A 24,982-nucleotide genomic window follows, 5' to 3' on the forward strand; every position below is an offset into this window, starting at 1 on the left:
AGAGGGCCCTCACACGGCCCTCACACGGCCAGGGCGGCCTCGAACTGGCTGGCGTGCAGGCGGGCGTAGGCGCCCTCGGCGGCCAGCAGCTCCTCGTGGGTGCCCTGCTCGACGATGCGCCCCTCCTCCATGACGACGATGAGGTCGGCGTCGCGGATCGTGGAGAGCCGGTGGGCGATGACGAACGACGTGCGGTCGGCCCGCAGCGCCGCCATCGCCTGCTGCACCAGCACCTCGGTGCGGGTGTCGACCGACGAGGTGGCCTCGTCGAGGATCAGCAGGGCGGGGTCGGTGAGGAAGGCCCGCGCGATCGTCAGCAGCTGCCGCTCGCCGGAGGAGAGGTTGGAGCCCTCCTCGTCGACGACCGTGTCGTAGCCGTCGGGCAGCGAGTGCACGAACCGGTCGACGAAGGTGGCCTTCGCCGCCGCCCGGATCTCCTCGTCGGTGGCGCCGGGGCGGCCGTAGGCGAGGTTGTCGCGGATGGTGCCCTCGAAGAGCCAGGTGTCCTGCAGCACCATGCCGATGCGGCTGCGCAGCGCGGTGCGCGAGAGGCTCGCGATGTCGACGCCATCGAGCGTGATGCGTCCGCCGTCGAGGTCGTAGAACCGCATGACCAGGTTGACCAGCGTCGTCTTGCCGGCGCCCGTGGGGCCGACGATCGCGACCGTCTGCCCGGGCCGGGCCACCAGCGAGAGGTCGGTGATCAGCGGTCGGGCGGGGTCGTAGGAGAAGTCGACGTGCTCGAAGGCGACCTCGCCCCGCTCGCCCTCGCGGGCCGGGGCGGCCTCGCCGGTGATCGGCTCCTCGCCGGCGTCGAGCAGCTCGAAGACCCGCTCGGCCGACGCGACGCCCGACTGCAGCAGGTTGGCCATCGAGGCCACCGTCGTCAGCGGCTGGTTGAACTGGCGGGCGTACTGGACGAAGGCCTGCACGTCGCCCACCGAGAGCTGGCCCGAGGCCACCCGCAGGCCGCCGACGACCGCGACGACGACGTAGTTCAGGTTCCCGATGAACATCATCAGCGGCATGATCAGGCCGCTGATGAACTGGGCCTTGAAGCTGACGTCGAACAGCCCGGCGTTGTGCTCGGCGAAGGCGTCCTCGACCTCGCCGCGGCGCCCGAAGACGTTGACCAGCGCGTGGCCGGAGTAGGACTCCTCGATGTGGGCGTTGAGCTGGCCGGTGCGGCGCCACTGCGCGACGAACTGACCCTGCGAGCGCTTCATCACCGCGCGGGTGACCAGCAGGGAGACCGGCACGCTGATCAGCGCGATGAGCGCCAGCGTCGGCGAGATCGAGAACATCATCGCCAGCACCGCGACCACCGTCAGGATCGAGGTGAGCAGCTGGCTCATGGTCTGCTGCAGGGTCTGGCTGACGTTGTCGATGTCGTTGGTGACCCGGCTGAGCAGCTCGCCGCGCGGCGAGCGGTCGAAGTACGACAGCGGGAGCCGGTGGATCTTGTCCTCGACCTCCTGGCGCATCCGGCGCACCGTGCGCTGCACGACGCCGTTGAGCAGGTAGCCGGCCAGCCAGCCGAGCAGCGCCGCGAGGGCATAGACGGCGAGCGTCAGGCCGAGCCACTGGCCGACCTGGCCGAAGTCGACGCCCACACCGGGCACGACGTCCTGCGCGCGGGCGATGTCGGGCAGCTGCGACTCCGGGACGCCCGCGAGCCGGCGTCCGAGGAAGCCGCGGACGACGAGGTCGGTGGCGTGGCCCAGCAGGCGCGGGCCGACCGACATCAGGGTGACGCTGACGACGCTGAGCGCCAGCACCGCCAGGGTCGGGCCCATCTCGGGGCGCATCCGGCGGACGAGGCGCTTGGCCGACGGGCCGAAGGTCATCGCCTTCTGGCCGACCATGGCGCCGGCCATCGGGCCGCCGCGCGGGCCGCCTCCGCCGCCGGGCGCCTCGATGCGCTCGGTGGCCTTGAAGCCGGCCGACTTGTCGGCGGGCTTCCCGTTCTCGGGCGTCGTGCTCATGCCAGCACCTCCTCGGCGCGCTCGGCGAGGCCGCTCTCCTGGGAGTCGACGATCTCGCGGTAGGTGGGGCAGCCGGCGAGCAGCTGCTCGTGGGTGCCGGTGCCGACGACGCGGCCGTCCTCGAGGACGACGATGCGGTCGGCGTCGCGGATCGTGGAGACCCGCTGGGCGACGACGACGACCGTCGCCTCCCGGGTGACCGGGCGCAGCGCCGCGCGCAGCCGCGCGTCGGTGGCCAGGTCGAGGGCGGAGAAGGAGTCGTCGAAGAGGTAGACCGAGGGGTCGCGCACCACGGCCCGGGCGATCGCGAGCCGCTGACGCTGACCGCCGGAGAAGTTGGTGCCGCCCTGCGCCACCGGGGCGTCGAGCCCCTCGGGCAGCGCCTCGACGAAGTCGCGCGCCTGGGCGATCTCCAGCGCCCGCCACATCGCGGCCTCGTCGGCGTCGGGGGCGCCGTGCGCGAGGTTGGAGCGCACGGTGCCGCTGAACAGGTAGGCCTTCTGCGGCACCAGGCCGAGCTCGGCCCACAGCGCCTCGGGGTCGAGGTCGCGGACGTCGACCCCGCCCACGCGGACGGTGCCGCCGGTGGCGTCGAAGAGCCGCGGCACGAGGTTGACCAGCGTCGACTTGCCGGCACCGGTGGAGCCGACGACGGCGACGGTCTCGCCGGGCCGCGCGGTGAGGTCGACGGCGTGGAGCACCGGCTCCTCGGCGCCGGGGTAGGCGAAGGTGACGCCCTCGAGGTCGAGGTGGCCGCGACGGGCGGCGTCGAGGGCCTGCGGGGCCTCGGGCGGACGCACGGAGGTCTCGGTGTCGAGCACCTCGGTGATGCGGTCGGCGCAGACCGCCGAGCGCGGCACCTGCATGAGCATGAAGGTCGCCATCATCACCGACATGAGGATCTGCAGCAGGTAGGCCAGGAACGCGGTGAGCGCGCCGGGCTGCATGAGGCCGTCGTCGACGCGGTGGCCGCCGAACCAGATGACGCCGACGCTGGAGACGTTCACGACCAGCATCACCAGCGGGAACATGGTGGCCATCCAGCGGCCGGCGCGGGTGGCGACGTCGGTGAGCTCGTCGTTGGCGCCGCCGAAGCGGGCGGCCTCGTGCTCCTCGCGGACGAAGGCGCGCACCACGCGGATGCCCGTGATCTGCTCGCGCAGCACCCGGTTGACCTCGTCGATGCGGCCCTGCATCTCCCGGAAGCTCGGCACCATCTTGCTGATCACGAAGCCGACGGAGACGAAGAGCGCCGGCACGACGACGAGCAGGATCCAGCCCAGGCCGACGTCCTCGCGCAGCGCCATGATGACGCCGCCGACCATCATGATCGGCGAGGACACCGCGATCAGGCAGGCCATCACGACCAGCATCTGCACCTGCTGGACGTCGTTGGTGGTGCGGGTGATCAGCGAGGGGGCGCCGAAGCGCTGCACCTCGCGCTGGGAGAAGGTGCCGACGCGGGCGAACAGGTCGCGGCGCAGGTCGCGGCCGAAGGCCATCGCGGTGCGCGCGCCGAACCAGGCGGCGCCCAGCGAGCAGAGGATCTGCAGCACCGAGACGCCGAGCATGATCGCGCCCAGGCGCCAGATGGCGCCGGTGTCGCCGGTGACGACGCCCTCGTCGATGATCCGGGCGTTGAGGCTGGGCAGGTAGAGCATGGCGACGACGCCGGCCCCCTGGAGCACCAGCACGGCCAGCAGCCACGCCCGGTAGGGCGTGAGCCGCTGACGCAGCAGCGTGAGAAGCATCCGTGACTCCTTGTCTTCACTGATCCCGAGAGGGCTCCGCACGGAGGTGCCCGTGCAGGAGGGTCGCGACGATCTCCTCGGGGGTCAGGAGGTGACCGTCGCTGATGTGCGGGTGGCTGCCCGCGAAGGTGAGCAGGCGCAGCCGGTGGGCGAACTGCTCGGGGTCGACGTCGAGCAGGTCGGCGTCGGGGGCGACGACGTCGAGCACGATCTGGCGCTGCCGCGCGCGGATGGCGTCGTGCGCCGCCTGATGGTCCGCGGCCGTGGCGCCGTCGCCCTCGCGGTGGGGCGGGCGCACCAGCCCCACGCGCCGCATGAGGTCGAAGGTGGCGCGCCACCGCTGCTGGAGGATCGAGACGAGCAGCAGCAGCCGCCCCTCGAGCGGGATGTCGCGCGGGATCTCCGCCACCCGGCGCTCGATGTCGCCCGGCTCGAAGGCCCGCAGGATCGCCAGCTCGACGAGCTCCTCCTTGCTCTCCACGACCCGGAAGATCGTGCCCTCCGCGACGCCGGCCGCCTCGGCGATCTGCCGCGTCGTCACCTCGCGCCCGTGCTCGCGCAGCAGCCGCAGCGTCACGTCGATCAGGTGCTCGCGGCGCTCCTCGGGCGCCATGCGCCGAGCGCGGACACGGGAGGTGGTGGTCATGACGACCAGCGTAAGTGAGTGAGTGCTCACTCACAAGTGGGCTTCGGACCGGCGGAAGCTTCAGCGGCCGACCGCTGAAACGCACGGTTGGAGTTCGAAGGTTCGGACGCCAACCGCAAGGTTCGGCGGCTGGCCGCCGAAGCTTTCAACACCCAGATCTACGGCGCCAGCCGCTCGATCCCCCAGCCGTCCGCACCGCGCCGATAGACCAGCCGGTCGTGGAGACGCCCGGTGCGGCCCTGCCACAGCTCGACGACGTCGGGACGCACGAGGTAGCCGCCCCACTCCTCGGGCACCGGCACCTCCCCGCCGGCGAAGCGCTCCTCGGCGGCGGCGTAGGACGCCTCGAGCTCGGCGCGCGAGGCGATCGTCGACGACTGCTGCGAGGCCCAGGCGCCGAGCTGGCTGGAGCGGGGGCGCACGGCGAAGTAGGCGGCGACGACGTCGCGGGGCAGCGGCTCGGCGCGACCCTCGACGCGCACCTGCCGCTCGAGCGGGTGCCAGGGGAAGAGCAGCGAGCAGCGGGGCTCGGCGGCCAGCGCGTGGCCCTTGCGGGAGCCGTGGTTGGTGTAGAAGACGAAGCCGTCCTCGGTGAGCTCCTTGAGCAGGACGATGCGCGCCGAGGGGGCGCCGTCGGCGTCGGCGGTGGCGACGACCATCGCGTTGGGCTCGTGGAGGCCGGCGGCGACGGCGTCGTCGAACCACCGGCCGAACTGGACGAGCGGGTCGGCGGCGACGTCGGCCTCGTCGAGGCCGGCGCGCGCGTAGTCCTCGCGCAGCGCCGCGAGATCGAGGTGGACACCGGTCGGCTCGTGGTCAGCAGCGGACGCCATGACGTCGACGGTAAGGGGTGGTGCAGAATGCGGCCGATACCCCGAGACTTGCCGCAGACCATTACCAGACCATCACGAGGAGCCAGCTCATGGCCGAGGTCCACCACGGACTGGAAGGCGTCGTCGCCTTCGAGACGCAGATCGCCGAGCCCGACAAGGAGGGCTCCGCGCTGCGCTACCGCGGCGTCGACATCGAGGACATCGTCGGGCGCGTCCCGTTCGAGAACGTGTGGGGCCTGCTGATCGACGGCTCCTACGCCCCCGGCCTGCCGGCCGCCGAGGCCTACAACCTCCCGGTCCACACCGGCGACGTCCGCGTCGACGTCCAGGCCGCGATCGCCATGCTGGCCCCGGCCTTCGGCTTCGGCCAGACCTACGACATCACCGACGAGCAGGCCCGCGAGGACCTCGCCCGCGTCGCCGTCATGGTGCTCTCCTACGCCGCCCAGTCCGCGCGCGGCCTGCACGCGCCGGTCGTCCCGCAGAAGGTCGTCGACGAGGGCGCCACCCTCGCGGAGAAGTTCCTGATCCGCTGGAAGGGCGAGGCCGACCCCAAGCACGTCAAGGCCATCGACGCCTACTGGAGCAGCGCCGCCGAGCACGGCATGAACGCCTCCACCTTCACCGCCCGCGTCATCACCTCCACCGGCGCCGACGTCGCGGCCGCGTTCTCCGGCGCCATCGGCGCGATGAGCGGCCCGCTCCACGGCGGCGCCCCGTCCCGCGTGCTCGGCATGATCGAGGACGTCGAGCGCACCGGCGACGCCGCCGCCTACGTCAAGGGCCTCCTCGACTCCGGCGAGCGCCTGATGGGCTTCGGTCACCGCGTCTACCGCGCCGAGGACCCCCGCGCCCGCGTGCTGCGCCGCACCGCCCGCGAGCTCGACGCGCCCCGCTACGAGGTCGCCGAGGCGCTGGAGAAGGCCGCCCTGGCCGAGCTGCGCGAGCGTCGTCCCGACCGCGTGCTCGAGACCAACGTCGAGTTCTGGGCCGCGATCGTCCTGGACTTCGCCGAGGTGCCGGCCAACATGTTCACCTCGATGTTCACCTGCGCCCGCACCGGAGGCTGGTCGGCGCACATCCTGGAGCAGAAGCGCACCGGCCGCCTGATCCGCCCCTCGGCGATCTACACCGGCCCGGCCGCGCGCCCGGCCGACGCCGTCGACGGCTGGAACGCCGCCTGGGGCGCCTGACCCCTCGCACCACGCAGACGAAGGCCGTCCCCGCAGCTGCGGGGACGGCCTTCGTCGTCGGTCGGTGCAGGGGACCTCAGGACCCCTTAGGACCTCGGCGTCACGACCTCCACGAGGCGGCCGAGGAACCAGCTCGTGCGGCCCATGCCGCCGTCGACGTCCAGCGAGATGTGGATGTGGTCGCGGTGGCGCAGGGTGTCCGAGCAGCCCTTCAGCCTCTTGCAGCCGGCGTTGAGGTAGGGCTCGGGCGCGAACTGGCGGTAGCTGGAGTAGATGCGGTCGTTCCAGATCACGTACATGACGCCGAGGCGGCGGGCGCGCGCGGCGACCTCGCCGTGGCCGTCGGTGGCGAAGAGCCAGTCGAGCACCTCGCGGGCCGCGGCGCGGCCGTGCGCGGTGCGGGCGCTGACCATCCAGTCGAGGGCGCGGCCCTCCTTGTGCTCCGAGCGACCACCGGAGTCGCACGCGCGGGAGATGCCGCCGGGCGTGCCCTCGAAGCGCCAGTCGAGGTAGCGCATGAGGTAGGCCGCTCCCGGCTTGGGCTTCGGCGAGCACCTCGTCTGCGGCTGGTAAGGGGCGAAGTCCTCGATCGGCGCCACCCGGGCCAGGGCCGGGGCGGCGGTGCCGAGCAGGACGGCGAGGACGGCGAGCGCGCGGACGAGCCGGCGCAGGCGGGGCCGGCGGGTGCCGGTCGTGGTGCGGGTCGTGGTGCGGGTCGTGGCGGCGGGCGCAGGGGCCGTCGCCGGGACGTGCGGGTGCTGCTGAGAACGGACGCTCATGCGGTCGTCTCCAAGAGGATCGAGGCGCCTGCGAGCGGGGGGATGCAGGCGGCTCCGGGGGCCCCGGAACCCGGCGACCGTATGTCGGGTCCACAGGCGAATCGCCGACAACGCAGGCGCCCTGACCGAAGGGCCCTGACCCGCTCGGGGCGGGCGTCGTCCGATCGGTCAGACCTGCAGCGACTTGCCGAAGCAGCGCGACAGCGGCGCGTCCTTGTAGTAGCCGAAGCCGGGGATGGCGACGTAGCCCGACGACTCGTAGAGGGCGATCGCCTCGGGCTGCGCGAGCCCGGTCTCGAGGACCATCGCCCGGGCGCCATGGGCGGCGGCGTCGGCCTCGAGGTGGGCGAGCATGCGGCGCGCCAGGCCGCGGCGGGCGAAGGCCGGGCGGACGTACATGCGCTTGACCTCGGCGGTCGGCGCCAGACCGAAGGCGACGACGTCGCTGCGTCGCCAGGCCCCGGTGACGGCGGGGACGCCGTCGATGCGGGCCACGAAGAACGAGCCGGCCGGGGGCTCGAACATCAGCGGGTCGAGCGGGGTGTCGTCGGGGCCGCCGTAGCGGCGGACGTACTCGGCCTGCACCTCCTCGATGAGGAGGACGGCGTCGGGATGGCCGAAGGCCACACGCTCGAGCACCCAGCCGTCCAGGGGTTCGGTCGCCGTCACGGCGCCGAGCCTACGACGGCGCCGTCACCATCCGGTCCACCCGGTCCGGGCGCGGGACGCCCCTGGGATGATGGGGCGGTGACGACGCCGGACCTGCGCCTGCCCGCCGACCTGCTGCCCGCCGACGGCCGCTTCGGCTCCGGTCCCTCGCGCATCCCCGTCGAGCGGCTGCAGCGGCTGGCCGACACCGGCGCGAGCCTCATGGGCACCTCGCACCGGCAGGCGCCGGTGCGCTCGCTGGTGGGCCGGGTCCGCGCCGGGCTGGGCGAGCTGTTCTCGCTGCCCGAGGGCTACGAGGTGCTGCTCGGCCTGGGCGGCTCGACGGCGTTCTGGGACGTCGCCACCTACGGCCTGATCGAGCGGCGCAGCCAGCACCTGGTGTTCGGCGAGTTCACCTCGAAGTTCGCCACCGCCGCGGCCGACGCGCCCTGGCTCGAGACGCCGTCGGTGCTCTCCAGCGCTCCCGGCTCGCGCTGCGCCGTGGAGGCCGACGCGGCCGTCGACGTCTACGCCTGGGCGCACAACGAGACCTCCACCGGCGTCATGGCGCCGGTCGTGCGCCCCGCCGGCGCCGGGGACGACCAGCTCGTGGTCGTCGACGCCACCTCGGGCGCGGGCGGGCTGCCGGTCGACCTCGCCGAGGCCGACGTCTACTACTTCGCGCCGCAGAAGGGCTTCGCCTCCGACGGCGGCCTGTGGTTCGCGCTGGTCTCGCCGCGGGCGATCGAGCGCATCGAGCGCATCGGCGCCTCGGGACGCCACGTGCCGGCGTTCTTCGACCTGCGCACCGCGCTGGCGCAGTCGCGCCTCGACCAGACCTACAACACCCCGGCGCTGGCCACGATCTTCCTGATGGCCGAGCAGCTGGACTGGATGAACGGTCAGGGCGGCCTCGAGGCGATGGTCGCGCGCACCACGGAGTCCTCCACCCACCTCTACCGCTGGGCCGAGGAGCACCCGCTCGCGACGCCCTTCGTCGCCGATCCCGAGCACCGCTCGCTGGTCGTCGGCACCGTCGACCTCGACGCCTCGGTGCCGGCCGAGCAGGTGGCCGCGGTGCTGCGCGCCAACGGCGTCGTCGACACCGAGCCGTACCGCAAGCTGGGCCGCAACCAGCTGCGCATCGCGATGTTCCCGGCGGTGGAGCCGGCCGACGTCCGCGCGCTGACCGCCTGCCTGGACTGGGTGATCGAGCGGGTCACGACTCCCTGAGGAGTCGCAGCGTGGCCCGCTCCAGGGCCGCCTGCCGCAGGTCGGGGCCGTCGTGGTGGCGCCGCGTGGTGCCCGCGATGGTGCGCCCCTCCTCGTAGGCCTCGACCACCCGCGGGTCGACGTAGGAGCTGCGCGCAAGGGTCGGGGTGTTGCCGAGGAAGGAGGAGACGTCCTTCATCGCCGCCGAGACCGCGCGACGTCGTGACGCCGCGGTCTGGCCCGGCTCGTCGGTCTGCGCCAGGGAGGCGGCTGCGAGCACGGTGGCGTGCCAGGTGCGGAAGTCCTTCGCGGTGGCCGTGATGCCGGTGGCGTCGCGGATGTAGTCGTTGACCAGCTCGGGCAGCATCGAGCGCCACCGCCGCGCCTCCTGGTAGGAGAGCAGCCGGGCGTCGACGCCGCGCCGCCGGCGCATCACCTCGATCGCCTCGACGACCACCGCGTCGTCGATCTCGATGCGGTGCGAGACGCCGGACTTCCCGACGAAGGAGAACACCAGCAGCTCGCCGCGGCGACGCACGTGACGCCGCTCGAGCGTGGTGAGGCCGAAGGAGCCGTGGGCGTCGGCGTAGACGTCGTTGCCGATGCGGAAGTAGCCGAGGTCGAGCAGTCGCACCGCGGCCGCGCAGGCGCGCTCGAGCGGCATCCCGGCGCTGCCGAGGTCGCCGGCCATCCGCTCGCGGGCACGGGTCAGGCTGCGGCCGAAGCGCTCCATGCGCTCGAACTTCTCGGCGTCGCGCCGCGCCCGCCAGTCCGGGTGGTAGAGGTACTGGCGTCGCCCGGCGGCGTCGGTGCCGACGGCCTGCAGGTGGCCGTGCGCGTGCGGGGTGATCCAGACGTCCTCCCAGGCGGGCGGGATCACCAGGGCGCGGATGCGCTCCACGGCCTCCGCGGGCAGACGCCCGCCGTCGGCGTCGAGGTAGGTGAACCCGCTCCCGGCGCGCCGACGCGTCCACCCCGGCTGGTCAGGGGAGGTCCGGCGCAGGCGTGGCACCCGCCCACGCTAGGGGCGGCGGACGGGCGACGTCCTCCCCCACCAAGGTGCACGGGGCCGCGAGGTCAGTTGGGACGCAGCGCCCGGCGCAGCACCCACACGCCCCCGATGAGGATGGCTCCCCACATCGCCCACAGACCCCAGCCGCTGATGGCGATGCCGGGGCTGGCGTCGCCGGCGCGGGTGGGGGTCGGGACGGGTGCGGGGGCGCTCGACGCCGACGCGCCGGCGCCGACGGCGGCCCGCACCGCGGCGGGCAGGGTGATGCGCAGGATCGGCTGGTCGCGGCCCTCGCTGCTGAGGTAGACGCGGTTGCGGGAGTCGATCGCGATGCCCTCGCCCTGCGGCTGGGAGGGCAGGTCGAAGGTGTCGACGCGGTCCAGGCTCGGGAAGGCGTAGACGGTGGCCTCGCCGTAGCCGCGGACGATCAGGTGGCGCCCGTCGGGGAAGAACGCGGCGTCGGTGGCGATGGCGGGGGCGTCGCCGACCGGCCGCAGCGGGTTGACGCCGGTGGCGCTCAGCGCCTCGGGCGCGGCGAAGACCACCCCGCCCATGAAGCCCTTGGTGATCACGTAGAGCCGGCCGGTGGTGGGGTCGACGAGCAGGCTCTCGGCGTCCTGGGCGCCGTCGGGGTAGGCCAGCCGGTAGGTGGTGGGCTCGACGCGGCGGGTGCCCGGGCCGACCGGCACGCGGGCCACCTCGATGGTGTCGCGTCGACGCCGGTTGTCGCCGATGTCGCCCACCCACACCTGGCCGGCCCCGGCCGGGGCGAGGGCCTCGACGTCGGTGGGCTCGGCCTTCCAGTAGGTGACGCCGACGGTGCGGCCGGTCGCGTCGAGGGTGAAGACGCGGCCGGTGTCGCCGGAGTCGTTCGTGGTGACGTAGCGGCCCTGGTCGACGACGAGCCCGGAGGCCTCGGTGATCGAGGTGTCGGAGACGACCGCGACCTTCTCGGCCGGCGGCGTGGTGGGGGTCGTGGAGGCGCCGACCGCGAAGGGCACGGTGGCCAGGGCGCCGAGGATCCGGTCGAGCACGCTCATCCCTCCAGCAGGGTGGCGAGACGGGGGCTGACGCCCCAGGTGTCGACGAGGTCGTCGTACTCGGTGCGCAGCGAGCCGCCGGCCACCGGCGAGCCGGCCCGCACGCAGCGCAGCAGCGTGTTGCGCGGCGTGTGCTGGCTCTCGACGAACTGCACGACCTCGACGCGGTAGCCGCGCAGCCGCATCAGCGCCGCGCGCACGCCGTCGGTGAGGGTGTCGGCCAGGCGCTCGCGGAGGATGCCGTGTCGGGTGAGCAGGGCGTAGGGCGAGGGCGTCGGCGAGCGCCGCAGCTGGGCGGCGATGTCGTGGTGGCAGCAGGGCGCGGCGAGCACCACCGGGGAGCCCCAGCCGACGGCGCGCGCGAGGGCGTCGTCGGTGGCGGTGTCGCAGGCGTGGAGGGCGAGGACCACCTCGGGCGCGGGGTCGAGCTCGACGGCGTCGATGGTGCCGACGACGAACTCGCAGGCGTCGGCCACGCCGAGGCGCTGCGCGACGGCGGTGTTGTGCTCGCGCGACTGCTCCTTGACGTCCGCGCCGATCACCCGCACCGGAAGCTCGCGCACGCCGGCGAGGAACCGGTGGGCGGCGAAGGTGAGGTAGGCGTTGCCGCAGCCGAGGTCGACGACGCGGAGCGGGTCCTCGGCCGTCGGGGCGCGCAGGTGGCCCTTGGCGAGCGCCTCGGTGACGGCGACGTCGAGCTGGCGCAGGAACTCCTCGACCTGGCGCAGCTTGGCCTGCCGCGACGGCTTGACGCGGCCCTCGGCGTCGGTGAGGCCGAGCTCGCGGTAGAGCGGGTCGTCGGTGGGGATCAGTCGCTCCTTGTCGCGGTCGTGGCCGCGCTCGAGCGTGACGGGCGTGGCCCGCTCGGTGGTGTGGACGACCGCCTCGAGCCGCTTGGTGACGCGCACCTGATGGGTCTGGGTGGTGGTCTCGACGTGCCAGCTGCCGAACGGCTCGTCGACGAGGTCGTCGACGGCGTCGCGGGCGGCCTCGCCCACCGGGTGGTTGGTGGTGTGGGCCTGGGTGGCGTCGTAGGCGGTGACCTGGAGGTGGCGACCGGCCTTGAGATCGACGTAGCGCAGCTCGACGCGGCGCCAGCGCGGCGTCGTGCCCTTCTGCCGTCCCGAGAGCACCGCTCGCACGAGAAGGTCGGGGTCGAGGACCTCCCCGCGCATCCGGTTCAGGACGCGCAGCAGCGGCTCGCTCATCGCCCACCCAGCACGGAGGCGAGCACGACGATGAGCAGCAGCAGGCCGAGCGCGATCGGGATGATCAGGCGACGCTGCTGAGGGCTCAGCTGGGGGCTCATCGGGCCTCCCCCGCGACCGCTCCGGACCGCTCGGCGAGCAGCTCGGCGAGGTGCAGGGCGCGCACGTCGGCGAGGTCGTCGAGCTGGATCTTGCAGCTCATGCCGTCCGCGAGGACGACGGCGTCGGGATGGGAGCGCACCGCGGGCAGCAGCTGGGTCTCCGCGACCGCCACCGACACCTCGTAGTGGCCCTCCTCGACGCCGAAGTTGCCCGCGAGGCCGCAGCAGCCGCCGACGCGGGTGACCTGGGCACCGGCCTTGCGCAGCAGCGCCTCGTCGGCCGCCCAGCCCAGCACGGAGGCGTGGTGGCAGTGCGGCTGGGCGACGATCTCGACGCCGCTGAGGTCGGGCAGCGGCACCTCGAGGCGGGTGAGCAGCTCGGCGAAGGTGAGCATGCCCGCGGCGACGGTGGCGGCGCGGGGGTCGTCGGTGAGCTCCTGGGCGTCGCTGCGCAGCGTCGCCAGGCAGGAGGGCTCCAGGCCCACCACCGGGACGCCGGACTCGACGTAGGGCGCGAGGGTGGCCACCGCCCTGCCGACGATGCGGCGGGCGGCGTCGAGCTGGCCGGTGGTGACCCAGGTCAGGCCGCAGCAGGCCTTCTCGTCGATGACCTTCGCGCGCAGGCCCACCGACTCCAGGAACGCCAGCGCGGCCAGACCCGAGGAGGTCTGGAAGTGGTCGGTGAAGGAGTCGGCCCAGATCCAGACGTCGGGGGCGTCGTCGCGGACGGCGCCCGCGCGGGTGCGGGCGCGCTCCTGGGCCCGGGCCTGACGCCGCAGCGTGCGGTCGGCGAAGGTCGGGATGGAGCGTCGCTGGTCGATGCCGGCGGTGCGCCGCGCGAGGCGCGCCACCGGGCCCAGCCGCAGCGAGGCGTTGGCCAGGCCGGAGACCGGCGCGGAGAGCCGCGCCCACATCGGGAGGCGTCCGAGCACGTAGTGGCTGCGCGGACGCAGACGGCCCTGATAGGTCTGGTGCAGCGCCTCGGACTTGTAGGTGGCCATGTCGATGCCGGTGGGGCAGTCGCGGGCGCAGCCCTTGCAGGCCAGGCAGAGGTCGAGCGCCTCGCCGACGGCGGGGTCGGAGAGGCCCTGCACCAGCGAGCCGTCCAGCGCCTCCTGCAGCACGCGGGCGCGGCCGCGGGTGGCGTCCTTCTCGTCGCGGGTGGCGGCGTAGGAGGGGCACATGACGCCGGGGCCGGGGCCCGCGACGCACTTGCCGACGCCGGTGCAGCGGTGCACGGCGTTGGCCATCGAGCCCTCGTCGTGGAGGAACCGCAGCGCCACCGGGGGCTCGCGACGCGGCCGGTCGGCGCGCAGGTGGGCGTCGAAGGGGTCGGGTCGCACGAGGACGCCGGGGTTGAGCAGGTCGCCGGGGTCGCAGATGGCCTTGACGGCCTCGAAGAGCCGGATCGACTCGGGGTCGTACATCACCGAGAGCAGCTCGGAGCGGGCCCGGCCGTCGCCGTGCTCGCCCGACAGCGAGCCGCCGTAGCCCTTGAGGGCGTGGGCCGAGGCCTCCATGAAGTCGCGGAAGGTGCGCTGCGCGCCGGCCTCGTCGACGAGCGGGAAGTCGATGCGCACGTGCACGCAGCCGTCGCCGAAGTGGCCGTACGGGACGCCGTCGAGGCCGTGCTCGCGCAGCAGCGCGTCGAAGTCGCGCAGCCAGGCGCCGAGGTGCTCGGGCGGCACGGCGGCGTCCTCCCAGCCGGAGTAGGCCGGACGCGACAGCGAGCGCGCGGCCAGGCCGGCGCCGTCCTCGCGGATGCGCCACAGCGGACCGGCCTCGGCGGGGTCGACGACCACGCGGTGCTCGAGCGCGCCGGCCTCGGCGACGAGCCGGGCGGCCAGCGCCTCGGTCTCGGCGACGCTCTCGCCGGTGAGCTCGGCGAAGAGCCAGCCGGCGCCGCGCGGCAGGTCGGGGACGGACTTGCCGGAGGCCCGCACGATGTCGACGATCCGGGCGTCGAGGCCCTCGCAGGCGACGATCGGGTGCGCGAGCAGCGCCGGGACGGCGTCGGCGGCCTCGGCCATCGACGGGTAGCCGAGCACGACGAGGGTGCGCACCGGGGCGTCGCGCACCAGCCGCACCTCGGCCTCGAGGATCACGCCCAGCGTGCCCTCCGAGCCGGAGAGGAAGCGGTCGACGTGGCGGCCGTTCTCGGGCAGCAGGTGCTCGAGGGAGTAGCCCGACACCTGGCGGCCGAAGCGGCCGAACTCGGTGCGCAGGTGGGCGAGGTGGGCGTCGGCCAGGGCGCCGAGCGCGTCGCCGGCCTCGCCGTAGGGACGCGGGCCGCCCACGAGGCCGCCGATGACCTCGCCGGTGCCGAGCGCGGTGCGCAGCGCCACGACGTTGTCGGCCGCCCGGCCGTAGCCGAGCGCGCGCGAGCCGCAGGCGTTGTTGCCGATCATGCCGCCGACGGTGCAGCGGGTGTGCGTGGACGGGTCGGGGCCGTAGCGCAGGCCCAGCGGCGTCGCCTGCGCCTGCAGCCGGGCGTGCACGACGCCGGGCTCGATGAGCGCGGTGCCGCGCTCGGCGTCGATGCCCTTGACCCGGTTCAGGTGCTTGACGGTGTCGACGACGATGCCCGGGCCGACCGCGTTGCCGGCCACCGAGGTGCCCGCGCCGCGCATCGTCACCGGCACGCCGTGCTCGCGCGCGGCGTCGAGGATCGCGAGGATCTCGTCGGTCGAGCGCGGTCGCGCCACCGCCTGCGGCAGGATCCGGTAGAGCGAGGCGTCGGTGGAGTACAGCGCCCGGGTGAGCGTGGAGTCGCTGACGTCCTCGACGCCCCGGCGCCGCAGCGCCGCGACCAGCTCGTCGGCGGGGGCCGTGGCCGCCGGGGAGGACGACGTCACGTCGGTCTCGGGTGCACGGCTGCTCACCGTCCCATTCTCCCATCCGCCCCCAGCGTCCCGCGCGTGACGGTCATCGCTCGGTCATCGCGGGCCCCCGGCCGCTTGTAACGCGGAGTCCCGTGCACTTCCCACGGGTTATGACCGGTGGGAAGTGCACGGGACTCCGCGTTACATGCCGACGCCGGCGCTCACCAGTGGGTCAGGGAGTCGGCGAAGATCCGGGCGAGGTCCTCGTCGCGGGGGGTGACGGGGGCGGTGGCGAGCAGGCGCTGCTGCTTGAGCGAGCCCTCGACGAGGTCGTCGACGTCGGACTCGCCGTAGCCGACCTCGCCCAGGCCGTTGGGGATGTGGATGTCGCGCATGAGGCGCCGCAGGACGTCGGGGAGCGCGTCGGCGCCGAGGGAGACGTCGACGCCGGCGGGGTCGAGCAGCCGGGCGGCGGCGAGGTGACGCTCGGGGGCGGCGCCGAAGGTGAAGCGGAAGGCCTCGGGCGCGGTGAGGGAGACGGCCATCCCGTGGGGCACGATCGCCTCGTCCTGCGGGTAGCCCGCGGGCCGGTAGTCGCGGACGCGGCCGGCGATCGGGTAGGCGTTGGCGTGCGGGATGTGGACGCCGGCGTTGCCGAAGCCGAGGCCGGCGAAGGTGGCGGCGAGCGCCATCTGCTCGCGGGCTACCTCGTCGGTGCCGTCGGCGACGGCGTCGCGGAAGGCCCCGGCCAGCAGCGACATCGCCTTCTCCGACCACAGGTCGGCGATCGGGTTGGAGCCGCAGTACGGCACGCGCTGCTCGGGGCGCTTGGCGTCGAAGTCGCCGAACCACTTCGCGGTGTAGCTCTCCAGGGCGTGGCAGAGGATGTCCATGCCGGCCGCGGCGGTGACCATCGACGGCTGGCCGAGGGTCAGCTGCGGGTCGACGACGGCGAGCGTGGGCCGCAGCGCCTGGTGGCTGATGCCGGTCTTGACCTTCAGCGAGAGCACGTCGAGGACGCAGATGGTGGTGCTCTCCGAGCCGGTGCCGGTGGTGGTGGGCACCGCCACCAGCGGCAGCAGCCGGTTGACCGGCGCCTGGGCCCGCCCGACCGGCGCGTTGAGGTAGTCCATGAGGTCGCCGGGGTTGGTGGTGAGGAGGTTGACGGCCTTCGCGGTGTCGATGGCCGAGCCGCCGCCGACGGCGACGATCGCGTCGAAGGGGCCGGCGTCGCGGGCGAACCCGATGGCCTCCTCCATCGAGGCGTCGGTGGGCTCCACGTGCACGCGGTCGAAGACGACGACCTCGATGTCGTAGCCACCGATCTGCTCGGCGATGCGCGCCGGATGCCCGGTGGCGGCGACGCCCGGATCGGTGACCAGGAGGACGCGCCGAGCGCCGTGGCCGCGCAGGTCGTGGCCGATCTCGGCGCTCGCGCCGGATCCGAACTTCAAGGCGGGGGCGGCGTAGGTGAAGACGGTCTCGCTCACCCTGCCGACCCTAGGCCATCGCCCGAGCGCCGAATCGTTACCCGAGGGTGGACGCGCTGTGGCCGCGGCGTCGAGGTCCGCGGTCCACCCTGGTGAGGAGGAAGTCCATGGGGAGGAAGAAGCACGTGACCGTCTCGTCCACCGACGCCTTCGCCGACGGCGAGGAGGTCGACGCCACGCTCGACGCCTGGAGCATCGACCAGATGTCCCAGCGCCTGGTGTGCCGCCTGCGCGCCATCGAGTCCGCCGCCCGCGAGCACGCCGCGGCCGTCGAGGCCCAGGCCAGCCGCCGCGCCGAGCTGGCGGTCGCCCAGGCCGAGCTCGACGCCGAGCTCATCCGCCTCTACGCCCGCCGCGACTCCCACGCCCTCCTCGCCGACGCCGGTCGCCAGGTCGGCGTGCCGAGCGAGGAGCAGCTGGCCCGCGCCGCGGAGCTCGATCGCCTCGGTCGCACCGCGCTGCGGGGCGTCGAGGCCCTCGAGGAGCACCTTCAGGGCGTCACCTCGATCACCGCCCGCCGCACCGCCGAGCGCTGACCGCGCTCCCAGCGCTCCCAGCGCTCAGGCCACGGCAGAGGCTCAGCTCGCCCCGGAGGCCGCGAGCACCGCGTGCACGAGGTCGGTGACCTCGACGACGCCCGCCTCCACGTCGGCCCGCGCCACCCAGGCGGTGGCGTCGGTGGTGCCGTCGACCTCGACGACCCGCGGCTCGGCCGCCGGGTCGACCCGCGCCGCGAACACCAGCTGCACGGCATGGAAGTCCTCTTGCCGTCCCGAGGGCGCTCGGCCCTCGAAGTGCCGGTCGACGACGTCGAGCAGCGCGCCGACCTCGGCCTCGACGCCGCACTCCTCGGCCAGCTCGCGACGCACGGCGTCGCGCGGGGCCTCGCCGTGCTCGACGCCGCCGCCGGGCAGCGTCCATCGGCCCGCGTGCGGGGCGGTGGGCCCGAGCCGGGCCAGCAGGACGTCCTCGCCCCGCTCCCCCGGCCGCGTGACCAGGGCGACGGCGGCGAGACGCTGCTTGCGCACCGGCTCACGTCCGATCAGCTCGGCCCGCGCGAGCGGCACCAGCGGCACCTCTCCCGCGACGACCGCGGCGAGGGGGAGCCAGCGGGCCTCGGCGGTGGTGCCGTCGACCTCGACTACCCGCGGCTCGGGGGCGTCGTCCGGCACCCGGCCGTCGTAGACCAGCCGCACGGAGTGGTAGTCCCAGCGGCCGTCGCGCTCGAAGTCCGGGTGGTGCACCGAGTGCACGCGGGCGGTCTCGCCGACGACGACGTCGAGGCCGGTCTCCTCGTGCACCTCGCGCACGACGGCGTCGCGGGGGTGCTCGCCGTGCTCGACGCCGCCGCCCGGCAGCGTCCAGAGCTCGACGTCGGTGACGCGCTCGGAGAGCCGGCACAGCAGCACCCGATGCGCGGAGACGACGACGGCGTAGGCCGCCAGGCGCTGGTGCCGAGGTGCGCTCTCCATGCCCTCCAGGCTAGTGCGGCCAGGGTCCCCAGGTGGGCGGCACCGCACCGAACGGCAGGTTCTCCAGGGTGCTGGAGGACTCCACGGGGTCCGGCGCATGCCCGCCGAGGTGGGCCGGGTGCCACCAGGCGTGGTCGTCGGGAGCCGGACGATGGTGCTCGGCGCGCTGCAGCGACTCCAGCATCGTGGTGAGCACGGGACCGAGGTCGGCGGTGACCGCACGCGGGTCGGCGTCGGGCGCCACGAGGATCGGCTCGCCGACGAGCACGTCGACCCGACGTCCGCGGGTGAGGTCGGGCGCGGGGATGCGGCCGTTCACCTTCGGACCGGCGGGCCAGAGCCGGTTGCCGCCCCACACCGCCACGGGCAGCAGGGGCGCACCGGTCTCGGCGGCCAGGGCGGCGGCACCGGGCATGAGGTGGCGCACGGTCGAGGAGAAGGCCACCCCGCCCTCGGGGAAGATCCCGACGGCCTCGCCCTCGCGCAGCAGCCGGCGCGCGCGGAGGTAGGCCGCGGCCGGCGCCGCGCGATCGACGGGCACGTGCCGCATGTCGTCCATGACCCGGCCCACGAGCGGCGCGTTCCAGATGTCGTGGCGCGTCAGGAACCGCACGTAGCGGGCCCGGCTCACCCCGGCCTGGCCGACGAAGAGGAAGTCGAGGAACGAGGAGTGCGTGCTGGCGAGCACCACGGGACCGTGCAGCGGGATGTGCCGCGCGCCCTCGATCCGGACGTCGAGATGCAGGCGGGCGAAGAGCCGCTCGCCGGTGCGGATGCTGCGGTCGTACCACCGCTCGCGTCGGGTCACCGGCTTAGGCGAAGGGCGGACGCGCGTCGCGCGCCAGGGAGCGACGGCCGGCCCAGCGCCACACGCGAGCCGAGCGGTCGCGGTCCTCGTCGGTGACGAGGTTGCCCATCCAGCGCAGCGCGAGGGTCATCAGCAGGTCCGAGCGCATGCCGGCGGGGCCGAGCGCGGCCAGGAGACCGGGCACGGTGACCAGGCCGGCCAGGCGCCGGGCGATGGAGAAGGACTCGCCGTAGTGCTCGCGCAGCAGATTGGGCCAGATCTCGGAGAGCTCGCGATCGGGCTGCTCGACGAGCAGCCGCGCGATCATCCGACCGGTCTCGAGGCCGTAGTCGATGCCCTCGCCGTTGAGCGGGTTCACGCAGCCGGCGGCGTCGCCGATGAGGCCCCAGTTGGGGCCGGCGACGCCGGACACCGCGCCGCCCATCGGCAGCAGGGCCGAGGCGGGGGCCCGCAGCTCGCCGGAGAGGCCGAACTCCTCGCGCCGCTGGTCGGCGTAGAACTGCATGAGCGGGCGCACGGCGATGTCGGCCGGACGCTTGGCGGTGGCCAGGGTGCCGACGCCGACGTTCACCTCGCCGGTGCCGAGCGGGAAGATCCAGCCGTAGCCCGAGAGGATCTCGCCCTGCTCGCCGCGCAGCTCGAGGTGGGAGGAGATCCACGGGTCGTCGCTCATCGTGGAGGCGACGTAGGAGCGGCCGGCGACGCCGTAGACGGTGTCGCGGTGCCACTCGCGGCCCAGCACCTTGCCCAGCGGGGAGCGGACGCCGTCGGCGACGACGAGCCGCCGGCAGGCGATCTCGACCGTCTCGCTGGTGCGCCCCGCACCACGCTCGCCGGAGCGGCGCTCGAAGATCACGTGGGTGACGCGCCCGGCGCTCATCCGCACGTCGACGGCGCGCAGGCCGTCGACGCCGACGGCGCCGGACTTCAGGGCGACGGTGCGCAGGTGGTCGTCGAGCTCGGTGCGGGCCACGGCGCTGCCCCACGACGGGAGCGACCCGCCCGGCCAGGGCAGCAGGAGCGTCTGGCCGAAGCCGTGCGCCCGCAGGCCCTGGTTGACGGTGTGGGCCCGCAGCCAGTCCTCGAGGCCGAGCTCGGAGAGCTCGTGCACGGCGCGCGGCGTGAGGCCGTCACCGCAGGTCTTGTCGCGCGGGAACACCGCGGCGTCGGCGAGGACGACGTCGGCGCCCTCGCGGGCCGCCCACGCCGCGGCCGCCGAGCCGGCCGGGCCGGCGCCGACGACCAGCACGTCGGTCGAGGTCGGGATCACCCTGCCATTGTGTCAGGCCTCGGGTGACCCCGACCTCGTGGTGGTGAGGATCAGGCGGCCGCGCGGAACGGGGTGTGGCTGAGCAGGTGGATCTTCGTGGACGCGCAGCCGGTGGTCGGGTGCGCGACGTACGTCGACGCGGTGGCGCCCGGCAGGTAGACCCGCAGGCCGTCGACCTTGCGCGGCTGGCAGGCGCCGACGGAGTAGTTCTTCGAGACGCTCTCCTGCACCTCGCTCACGGCCTTGGCGCCGCGGGCCAGGACGACGGTGCGCACCGTGCCGCTGGTGCGCGTGGCCGAGGCGCCGATCTGGGTGCCGTCGCCACCGCCGACGTAGGACAGGCCGCCGTAGCCGCGGATGCTGCACGCGCTGCCGGAGGTGTTGGTGACGACGAGCTTGCCGAACCGCTGGCCGGCGCCGGCGTCGGTGACGCGGTAGGAGACCGAGACGTCACCGGGGGTGCACGCCGACGGCGTGGTGGCCCGGGCGGAGGACGGCGCGAGGTCGGAGGGGTTGGCGTAGGCGTTGACTGCGGGAACCGCGACGGCGGCGGTGGCGGCGAGGATCCCGGCGGCGGCCAGCGCGCGGGTCACGCGGCGGGCGGGGCGCTCGGCGTCGGTCTGGGTGGACCGGATCATGCGGATCATCTCCTGGTGTCTTCACGACCGGCTCTCGGTCGTTCCAGTGATGTGACCCGCCCCGATGCCGCGGGGTTGTCGCCGATCTCCTGAGATCTTCCTGAACGTCCCGGCGTGCCCGCCGGACCCCAGGAACGGGCGAACGGCCCGCCGGGGTCTCCCCCGACGGGCCGTTCGATGACTGCGATCAGTTCTGGTACGACCCGAAGTCGAAGTCGTCCAGGGCGACGGCCTGACCGGCCGAGCCGAACTCGTAGTCGTAGCTGTCGTAGCCGGTGACGGCGTACGCGGCCGCACGGGCCTCCTCGGTGGGCTCGACGCGCACGTTGCGGTAGCGCTCGAGACCGGTGCCCGCCGGGATCAGCTTGCCGATGATCACGTTCTCCTTCAGGCCGCGGAGGCTGTCGGAGCGGCCGTTGATGGCGGCGTCGGTGAGCACGCGGGTGGTCTCCTGGAAGGAGGCCGCCGAGAGCCACGACTCGGTCGCCAGCGAGGCCTTCGTGATGCCCATGAGGACCGGGCGACCCGAGGCCGGCTTGCCGCCCTCGGAGACCACGCGACGGTTCTCCTCCTCGAAGATCACGCGGTCGACGAGGTCGGACGGCAGCAGGTTCGTGTCGCCGGACTCGATGACCGTGACCCGACGCAGCATCTGGCGCACGATGATCTCGATGTGCTTGTCGTGGATCGACACGCCCTGCGAGCGGTACACGTTCTGCACCTCGTCGACCAGGTGCTCCTGGGCGCGACGCACGCCGAGGATGCGCAGGACGTCCTGCGGGTCCTCGGTGCCGACCGTGATCTTCTGGCCGACCTCGATGTGGTCGCCGTCGGCGACCAGCAGACGCGCACGCTTGGAGACCGGGTACTCCTGCACCTCGGAGCCGTCGTCGGGGGTGACGAGGACCTTGCGGGCCTTGTCGGTGTCCTCGATCTGGATCCGGCCGGCGGCCTCGGAGATCGGCGAGCGACCCTTCGGGGACCGGGCCTCGAAGAGCTCGACGACGCGGGGCAGACCCTGCGTGATGTCGTCGGCCGACGCCACACCACCGGTGTGGAAGGTGCGCATGGTCAGCTGCGTGCCGGGCTCGCCGATCGACTGGGCGGCGATGATGCCGACCGCCTCGCCGATGTCGACGAGCTTGCCGGTGGCCAGCGAGCGGCCGTAGCACTTGGCGCAGGTGCCGGTGCGGGCCTCGCAGGTCAGGACCGAGCGGACCTTGACCTCCTCGATCTGGGCCTCGATGAGCTCGGCGATCTTGACGTCGCCGATGTCGGAGCCGGCGGTCACGAGGACCTCGCCGGTCGCCGGGTGAACGATGTCGACCGCGGCCGACCGCGCGTACGCGGCGGTCTCGGCGTTCTCGTACTTGACGACCGAGCCGCCCTCCTGGCGCACCGCGATCCGCTTGGGCAGACCACGCTCGGTGCCGCAGTCGTCCTCGCGGATGATGACGTCCTGCGACACGTCGACCAGACGACGCGTGAGGTAGCCGGAGTCGGCCGTGCGCAGCGCGGTGTCGGCCAGACCCTTGCGGGCACCGTGGGTGGAGATGAAGTACTCCAGCACCGAGAGGCCCTCACGGAAGTTGGCCTTGATCGGACGCGGGATGATCTCGCCCTTCGGGTTGGCCACCAGGCCTCGCATGGCGCCGACCTGACGGATCTGGTTCATGTTTCCGGACGCGCCGGAGTCGACCATCATGAAGATGGGGTTGGCGCGGTCGTACGCCTTCTCCATCGCCTCGCCGACCTTGCGGCTGGCGTCGGTCCAGATCTCGACGAGCTCCTGACGGCGCTCCTCCTCGGTCATGAGGCCGCGCTCGTAGTCCTTCTGGATCTTCGCGGCCTGCTTCTCATAGCCGGAGAGGATCTCGACCTTGTCCGCCGGCGTCGTGACGTCGTCGATGGACACGGTGACGCCGGAGAAGGTCGCCCAGCGGAAGCCGGCGTCCTTGAGGGCGTCGAGGGAGGCGGCGACCTCGACCTTGCCGTAGCGCTCGGCGAGGTCGTTGACGATGGCGCCGAGCTGCTTCTTGCCCACCGCGTAGTTCACGAACGGGTAGTCCGCCGGGAGGGTGTCGTTGAACAGCGTGCGGCCCAGGGTGGTCTCGAGGAGCTCGCCCTCGAACTTGATCCGGACCGGGCTCTGGACGCTGATCTCGCCGCGGTCGAAGGCCATGATCGCCTCGGCCTGCGAGGAGAACACGCGACCCGCGCCGGGTGCGGACTCGCGCTCGGTGGTGAGGAAGAACAGGCCCACGATCATGTCCTGGGTCGGCATCGTCACCGGGCGGCCGTCGGACGGCTTGAGGATGTTGTTCGTCGAGAGCATCAGGATCCGGGCCTCGGCCTGCGCCTCCGCGGAGAGCGGGAGGTGGACCGCCATCTGGTCGCCGTCGAAGTCGGCGTTGAAGGCGGTGCAGACCAGCGGGTGGATCTGGATGGCCTTGCCCTCGATCAGCTGGGGCTCGAAGGCCTGGATGCCGAGGCGGTGCAGGGTGGGGGCACGGTTGAGCAGCACGGGGTGCTCGGTGATGACCTCCTCCAGCACGTCCCACACGACCGGACGCGCGCGCTCGACCATCCGCTTGGCGGACTTGATGTTCTGCGCGTGCGAGAGGTCGACCAGGCGCTTCATGACGAAGGGCTTGAACAGCTCCAGCGCCATCTGCTTGGGCAGACCGCACTGGTGCAGCTTCAGCTGCGGACCCGACACGATGACCGAGCGGCCCGAGTAGTCCACGCGCTTGCCGAGCAGGTTCTGACGGAAGCGACCCTGCTTGCCCTTGAGCATGTCGGAGAGCGACTTCAGCGGCCGGTTGCCCGGGCCGGTGACGGGGCGACCGCGACGGCCGTTGTCGAACAGCGAGTCGACGGCCTCCTGCAGCATCCGCTTCTCGTTGTTGACGATGATCTCGGGTGCACCGAGGTCGAGCAGTCGCTTGAGGCGGTTGTTGCGGTTGATGACGCGGCGGTACAGGTCGTTGAGGTCGGAGGTCGCGAAGCGGCCACCGTCGAGCTGCACCATCGGACGCAGGTCCGGCGGGATGACCGGGACGGCGTCGAGCACCATGCCGATCGGCTGGTTGCCGGTCTTGCGGAAGGCGTCGACGACCTTGAGGCGCTTGAGGGCGCGGACCTTCTTCTGGCCCTTGCCCGTGGCGATGGTCTCGCGGAGGTTCTCGACCTCGGCCGCGATGTCGAAGTCCTGGAGGCGCTTCTGGATCGCCGTGGCGCCCATGTGGCCCTCGAAGTACTTGCCGAACCAGTTCTTCATCTCGCGGTAGAGCAGCTCGTCGCCCATGAGGTCCTGGACCTTCAGCGACTTGAAGGTGTCCCAGACCTCCTCGAGGCGGTCGATCTCGCGCTGCGCGCGGTCGCGCAGCTGCTTCATCTCCCGCTCGGCGCCGTCGCGGACCTTGCGGCGCGCGTCGGCCTTGGCGCCCTCGGCCTCGAGGGCGGCGAGGTCCTCCTCGAGCTTCTTGGCGCGGTCCTCCAGGGACTGGTCGCGACGACGCTCGAGGCGCTCGCGCTCCAGGCCGACCTTGCCCTCGAGGGTGCTGAGGTCGCGGTGACGGGCGTCCTCGTCGACCGAGGTGATCATGTAGGCGGCGAAGTAGATGACCTTCTCGAGGTCCTTCGGCGCCAGGTCGAGCAGGTAGCCCAGGCGGCTGGGCACGCCCTTGAAGTACCAGATGTGCGTGACGGGCGCGGCGAGCTCGATGTGGCCCATGCGCTCACGACGCACCTTGGAGCGGGTCACCTCGACGCCGCAGCGCTCGCAGATGATGCCCTTGAAGCGCACGCGCTTGTACTTGCCGCAGTAGCACTCCCAGTCCCGGGTGGGACCGAAGATCTTCTCGCAGAAGAGGCCGTCACGCTCGGGCTTGAGCGTGCGGTAGTTGATGGTCTCCGGCTTCTTGACCTCGCCGTGGCTCCACTGGCGGATCTCGTCCGCGGTGGCCAGGCCGATCCGAAGCTGGTCGAAGAAGTTCACGTCGAGCACGGTGGCTGCAACCCTTCGTTGGTTCTAAGGCTTGAGAGGTAGGCGGGATGTCGACCCGGCGGCCG

General features: G+C 73.2%; 19 protein-coding genes. 3 read left to right on the forward strand and 16 right to left on the reverse strand.

The genetic code is table 11. The annotated features are described in order from the left end of the window. Positions 1–20: 20 nt before the first annotated feature. The 4 genes from ACZDWJ_RS09365 to pdxH all read right to left on the reverse strand — a co-directional run bounded on the left by ACZDWJ_RS09365 (position 21) and on the right by pdxH (position 5,215). Positions 21–1,985 (reverse strand): ABC transporter ATP-binding protein, encoded by a 1,965-nt coding sequence (locus ACZDWJ_RS09365; RefSeq protein ID WP_463520683.1) that lies wholly within the window; start codon positions 1,983–1,985, stop codon positions 21–23. Beyond that, positions 1,982–3,736, reverse strand: coding sequence for an ABC transporter ATP-binding protein (locus tag ACZDWJ_RS09370; RefSeq protein WP_463520684.1), 1,755 nt, complete (start codon positions 3,734–3,736; stop codon positions 1,982–1,984). The genes ACZDWJ_RS09365 and ACZDWJ_RS09370 overlap by 4 nt, the downstream gene beginning before the upstream one ends. Positions 3,737–3,752: 16 nt before the next feature. Then, the gene (locus tag ACZDWJ_RS09375) at positions 3,753–4,382 is read right to left on the reverse strand and encodes a TetR/AcrR family transcriptional regulator (RefSeq protein WP_463520685.1); all 630 of its coding nucleotides are present in this window, start codon (positions 4,380–4,382) and stop codon (positions 3,753–3,755) included. Positions 4,383–4,540: 158 nt separating this feature from the next. Continuing rightward, positions 4,541–5,215, reverse strand: coding sequence for a pyridoxamine 5'-phosphate oxidase (pdxH, locus tag ACZDWJ_RS09380; RefSeq protein WP_463520686.1), 675 nt, complete (start codon positions 5,213–5,215; stop codon positions 4,541–4,543). Positions 5,216–5,304: 89 nt separating this feature from the next. Here pdxH and ACZDWJ_RS09385 point away from each other — a divergent pair, with 89 nt between their 5' ends. Continuing rightward, complete coding sequence (locus tag ACZDWJ_RS09385) at positions 5,305–6,408, forward strand: citrate synthase 2 (protein ID WP_463520687.1); 1,104 nt, start codon at positions 5,305–5,307, stop codon at positions 6,406–6,408. 86 nt (positions 6,409–6,494) lie between these two features. Here the strand turns inward: ACZDWJ_RS09385 and ACZDWJ_RS09390 are convergent, their stop codons facing one another. Next, positions 6,495–7,187, reverse strand: coding sequence for a hypothetical protein (locus ACZDWJ_RS09390; protein ID WP_463520688.1), 693 nt, complete (start codon positions 7,185–7,187; stop codon positions 6,495–6,497). A 168-nt stretch (positions 7,188–7,355) separates the two neighbouring features. Further along, complete coding sequence (locus tag ACZDWJ_RS09395; protein ID WP_463520689.1) at positions 7,356–7,856, reverse strand: GNAT family N-acetyltransferase; 501 nt, start codon at positions 7,854–7,856, stop codon at positions 7,356–7,358. A gap of 78 nt (positions 7,857–7,934) precedes the next feature. Here ACZDWJ_RS09395 and serC point away from each other — a divergent pair, with 78 nt between their 5' ends. Next, positions 7,935–9,068, forward strand: coding sequence for a phosphoserine transaminase (gene serC / locus ACZDWJ_RS09400; protein WP_463520690.1), 1,134 nt, complete (start codon positions 7,935–7,937; stop codon positions 9,066–9,068). On the opposite strand, the gene ACZDWJ_RS09405 is transcribed toward serC, so the two are convergent. The 5 genes from ACZDWJ_RS09405 to ACZDWJ_RS09425 all read right to left on the reverse strand — a co-directional run bounded on the left by ACZDWJ_RS09405 (position 9,055) and on the right by ACZDWJ_RS09425 (position 16,720). Beyond that, positions 9,055–10,059, reverse strand: coding sequence for a DNA topoisomerase IB (locus ACZDWJ_RS09405; RefSeq protein WP_463520691.1), 1,005 nt, complete (start codon positions 10,057–10,059; stop codon positions 9,055–9,057). The two genes, serC and ACZDWJ_RS09405, sit on opposite strands and share 14 nt — an antisense overlap. A 65-nt stretch (positions 10,060–10,124) precedes the next feature. Further along, positions 10,125–11,099 (reverse strand): hypothetical protein, encoded by a 975-nt coding sequence (locus tag ACZDWJ_RS09410; protein ID WP_463520692.1) that lies wholly within the window; start codon positions 11,097–11,099, stop codon positions 10,125–10,127. Next, the gene (locus ACZDWJ_RS09415) at positions 11,096–12,307 is read right to left on the reverse strand and encodes a class I SAM-dependent methyltransferase (RefSeq protein WP_463520693.1); all 1,212 of its coding nucleotides are present in this window, start codon (positions 12,305–12,307) and stop codon (positions 11,096–11,098) included. The genes ACZDWJ_RS09410 and ACZDWJ_RS09415 overlap by 4 nt, the downstream gene beginning before the upstream one ends. Positions 12,308–12,404: 97 nt before the next feature. Then, on the reverse strand, positions 12,405–15,290 hold the full coding sequence (locus tag ACZDWJ_RS09420) for an FAD-binding and (Fe-S)-binding domain-containing protein (RefSeq protein ID WP_463520694.1): 2,886 nt from the start codon (positions 15,288–15,290) through the stop codon (positions 12,405–12,407). Between the two features lie 161 nt (positions 15,291–15,451). Next, positions 15,452–16,720 carry a hydroxyacid-oxoacid transhydrogenase gene (locus ACZDWJ_RS09425; RefSeq protein ID WP_463520695.1) on the reverse strand — a complete coding sequence of 423 codons (1,269 nt, stop codon included), beginning with the start codon at positions 16,718–16,720 and terminating at the stop codon, positions 15,452–15,454. A 125-nt stretch (positions 16,721–16,845) separates the two neighbouring features. On the opposite strand from ACZDWJ_RS09425, the gene ACZDWJ_RS09430 reads away from it, so the two are divergent. Further along, complete coding sequence (locus ACZDWJ_RS09430; RefSeq protein WP_463520696.1) at positions 16,846–17,256, forward strand: hypothetical protein; 411 nt, start codon at positions 16,846–16,848, stop codon at positions 17,254–17,256. A gap of 42 nt (positions 17,257–17,298) precedes the next feature. On the opposite strand, the gene ACZDWJ_RS09435 is transcribed toward ACZDWJ_RS09430, so the two are convergent. From ACZDWJ_RS09435 to ACZDWJ_RS09455, 5 genes are all read right to left on the reverse strand, one after another. Beyond that, positions 17,299–18,192, reverse strand: a complete 894-nt coding sequence (locus tag ACZDWJ_RS09435; RefSeq protein ID WP_463520697.1) for an NUDIX domain-containing protein — start codon at positions 18,190–18,192, stop codon at positions 17,299–17,301. 10 nt (positions 18,193–18,202) lie between these two features. Continuing rightward, entirely contained in the window at positions 18,203–19,000 is a 798-nt protein-coding gene (locus ACZDWJ_RS09440) for a lysophospholipid acyltransferase family protein (RefSeq protein ID WP_463520698.1), read from the reverse strand. Between the two features lie 4 nt (positions 19,001–19,004). Next, positions 19,005–20,270: a geranylgeranyl reductase family protein gene (locus ACZDWJ_RS09445; RefSeq protein ID WP_463520699.1), complete on the reverse strand. Its 1,266-nt coding sequence runs from the start codon at positions 20,268–20,270 to the stop codon at positions 19,005–19,007. A 50-nt stretch (positions 20,271–20,320) separates the two neighbouring features. Then, positions 20,321–20,908 (reverse strand): DUF4232 domain-containing protein, encoded by a 588-nt coding sequence (locus ACZDWJ_RS09450; protein ID WP_463520700.1) that lies wholly within the window; start codon positions 20,906–20,908, stop codon positions 20,321–20,323. A gap of 187 nt (positions 20,909–21,095) precedes the next feature. Continuing rightward, on the reverse strand, positions 21,096–24,917 hold the full coding sequence (locus tag ACZDWJ_RS09455) for a DNA-directed RNA polymerase subunit beta' (RefSeq protein WP_463520701.1): 3,822 nt from the start codon (positions 24,915–24,917) through the stop codon (positions 21,096–21,098). Between the last annotated feature and the right edge of the window lie 65 nt (positions 24,918–24,982).

This window comes from Nocardioides sp. B129/18 (assembly GCF_055282735.1).

Coding starts and splice junctions, on each gene's coding strand:
- ACZDWJ_RS09365 (WP_463520683.1), bottom strand. CDS start 1,985: ATGAGCACGACGCCCGAGAACGGGAAGCCCGCCGACAAGTCGGCCGGC.
- ACZDWJ_RS09370 (WP_463520684.1), bottom strand. CDS start 3,736: ATGCTTCTCACGCTGCTGCGTCAGCGGCTCACGCCCTACCGGGCGTGG.
- ACZDWJ_RS09375 (WP_463520685.1), bottom strand. CDS start 4,382: ATGACCACCACCTCCCGTGTCCGCGCTCGGCGCATGGCGCCCGAGGAG.
- pdxH (WP_463520686.1), bottom strand. CDS start 5,215: ATGGCGTCCGCTGCTGACCACGAGCCGACCGGTGTCCACCTCGATCTC.
- ACZDWJ_RS09385 (WP_463520687.1), top strand. CDS start 5,305: ATGGCCGAGGTCCACCACGGACTGGAAGGCGTCGTCGCCTTCGAGACG.
- ACZDWJ_RS09390 (WP_463520688.1), bottom strand. CDS start 7,187: ATGAGCGTCCGTTCTCAGCAGCACCCGCACGTCCCGGCGACGGCCCCT.
- ACZDWJ_RS09410 (WP_463520692.1), bottom strand. CDS start 11,099: ATGAGCGTGCTCGACCGGATCCTCGGCGCCCTGGCCACCGTGCCCTTC.
- ACZDWJ_RS09415 (WP_463520693.1), bottom strand. CDS start 12,307: ATGAGCGAGCCGCTGCTGCGCGTCCTGAACCGGATGCGCGGGGAGGTC.
- ACZDWJ_RS09435 (WP_463520697.1), bottom strand. CDS start 18,192: ATGGAGAGCGCACCTCGGCACCAGCGCCTGGCGGCCTACGCCGTCGTC.
- ACZDWJ_RS09450 (WP_463520700.1), bottom strand. CDS start 20,908: ATGATCCGGTCCACCCAGACCGACGCCGAGCGCCCCGCCCGCCGCGTG.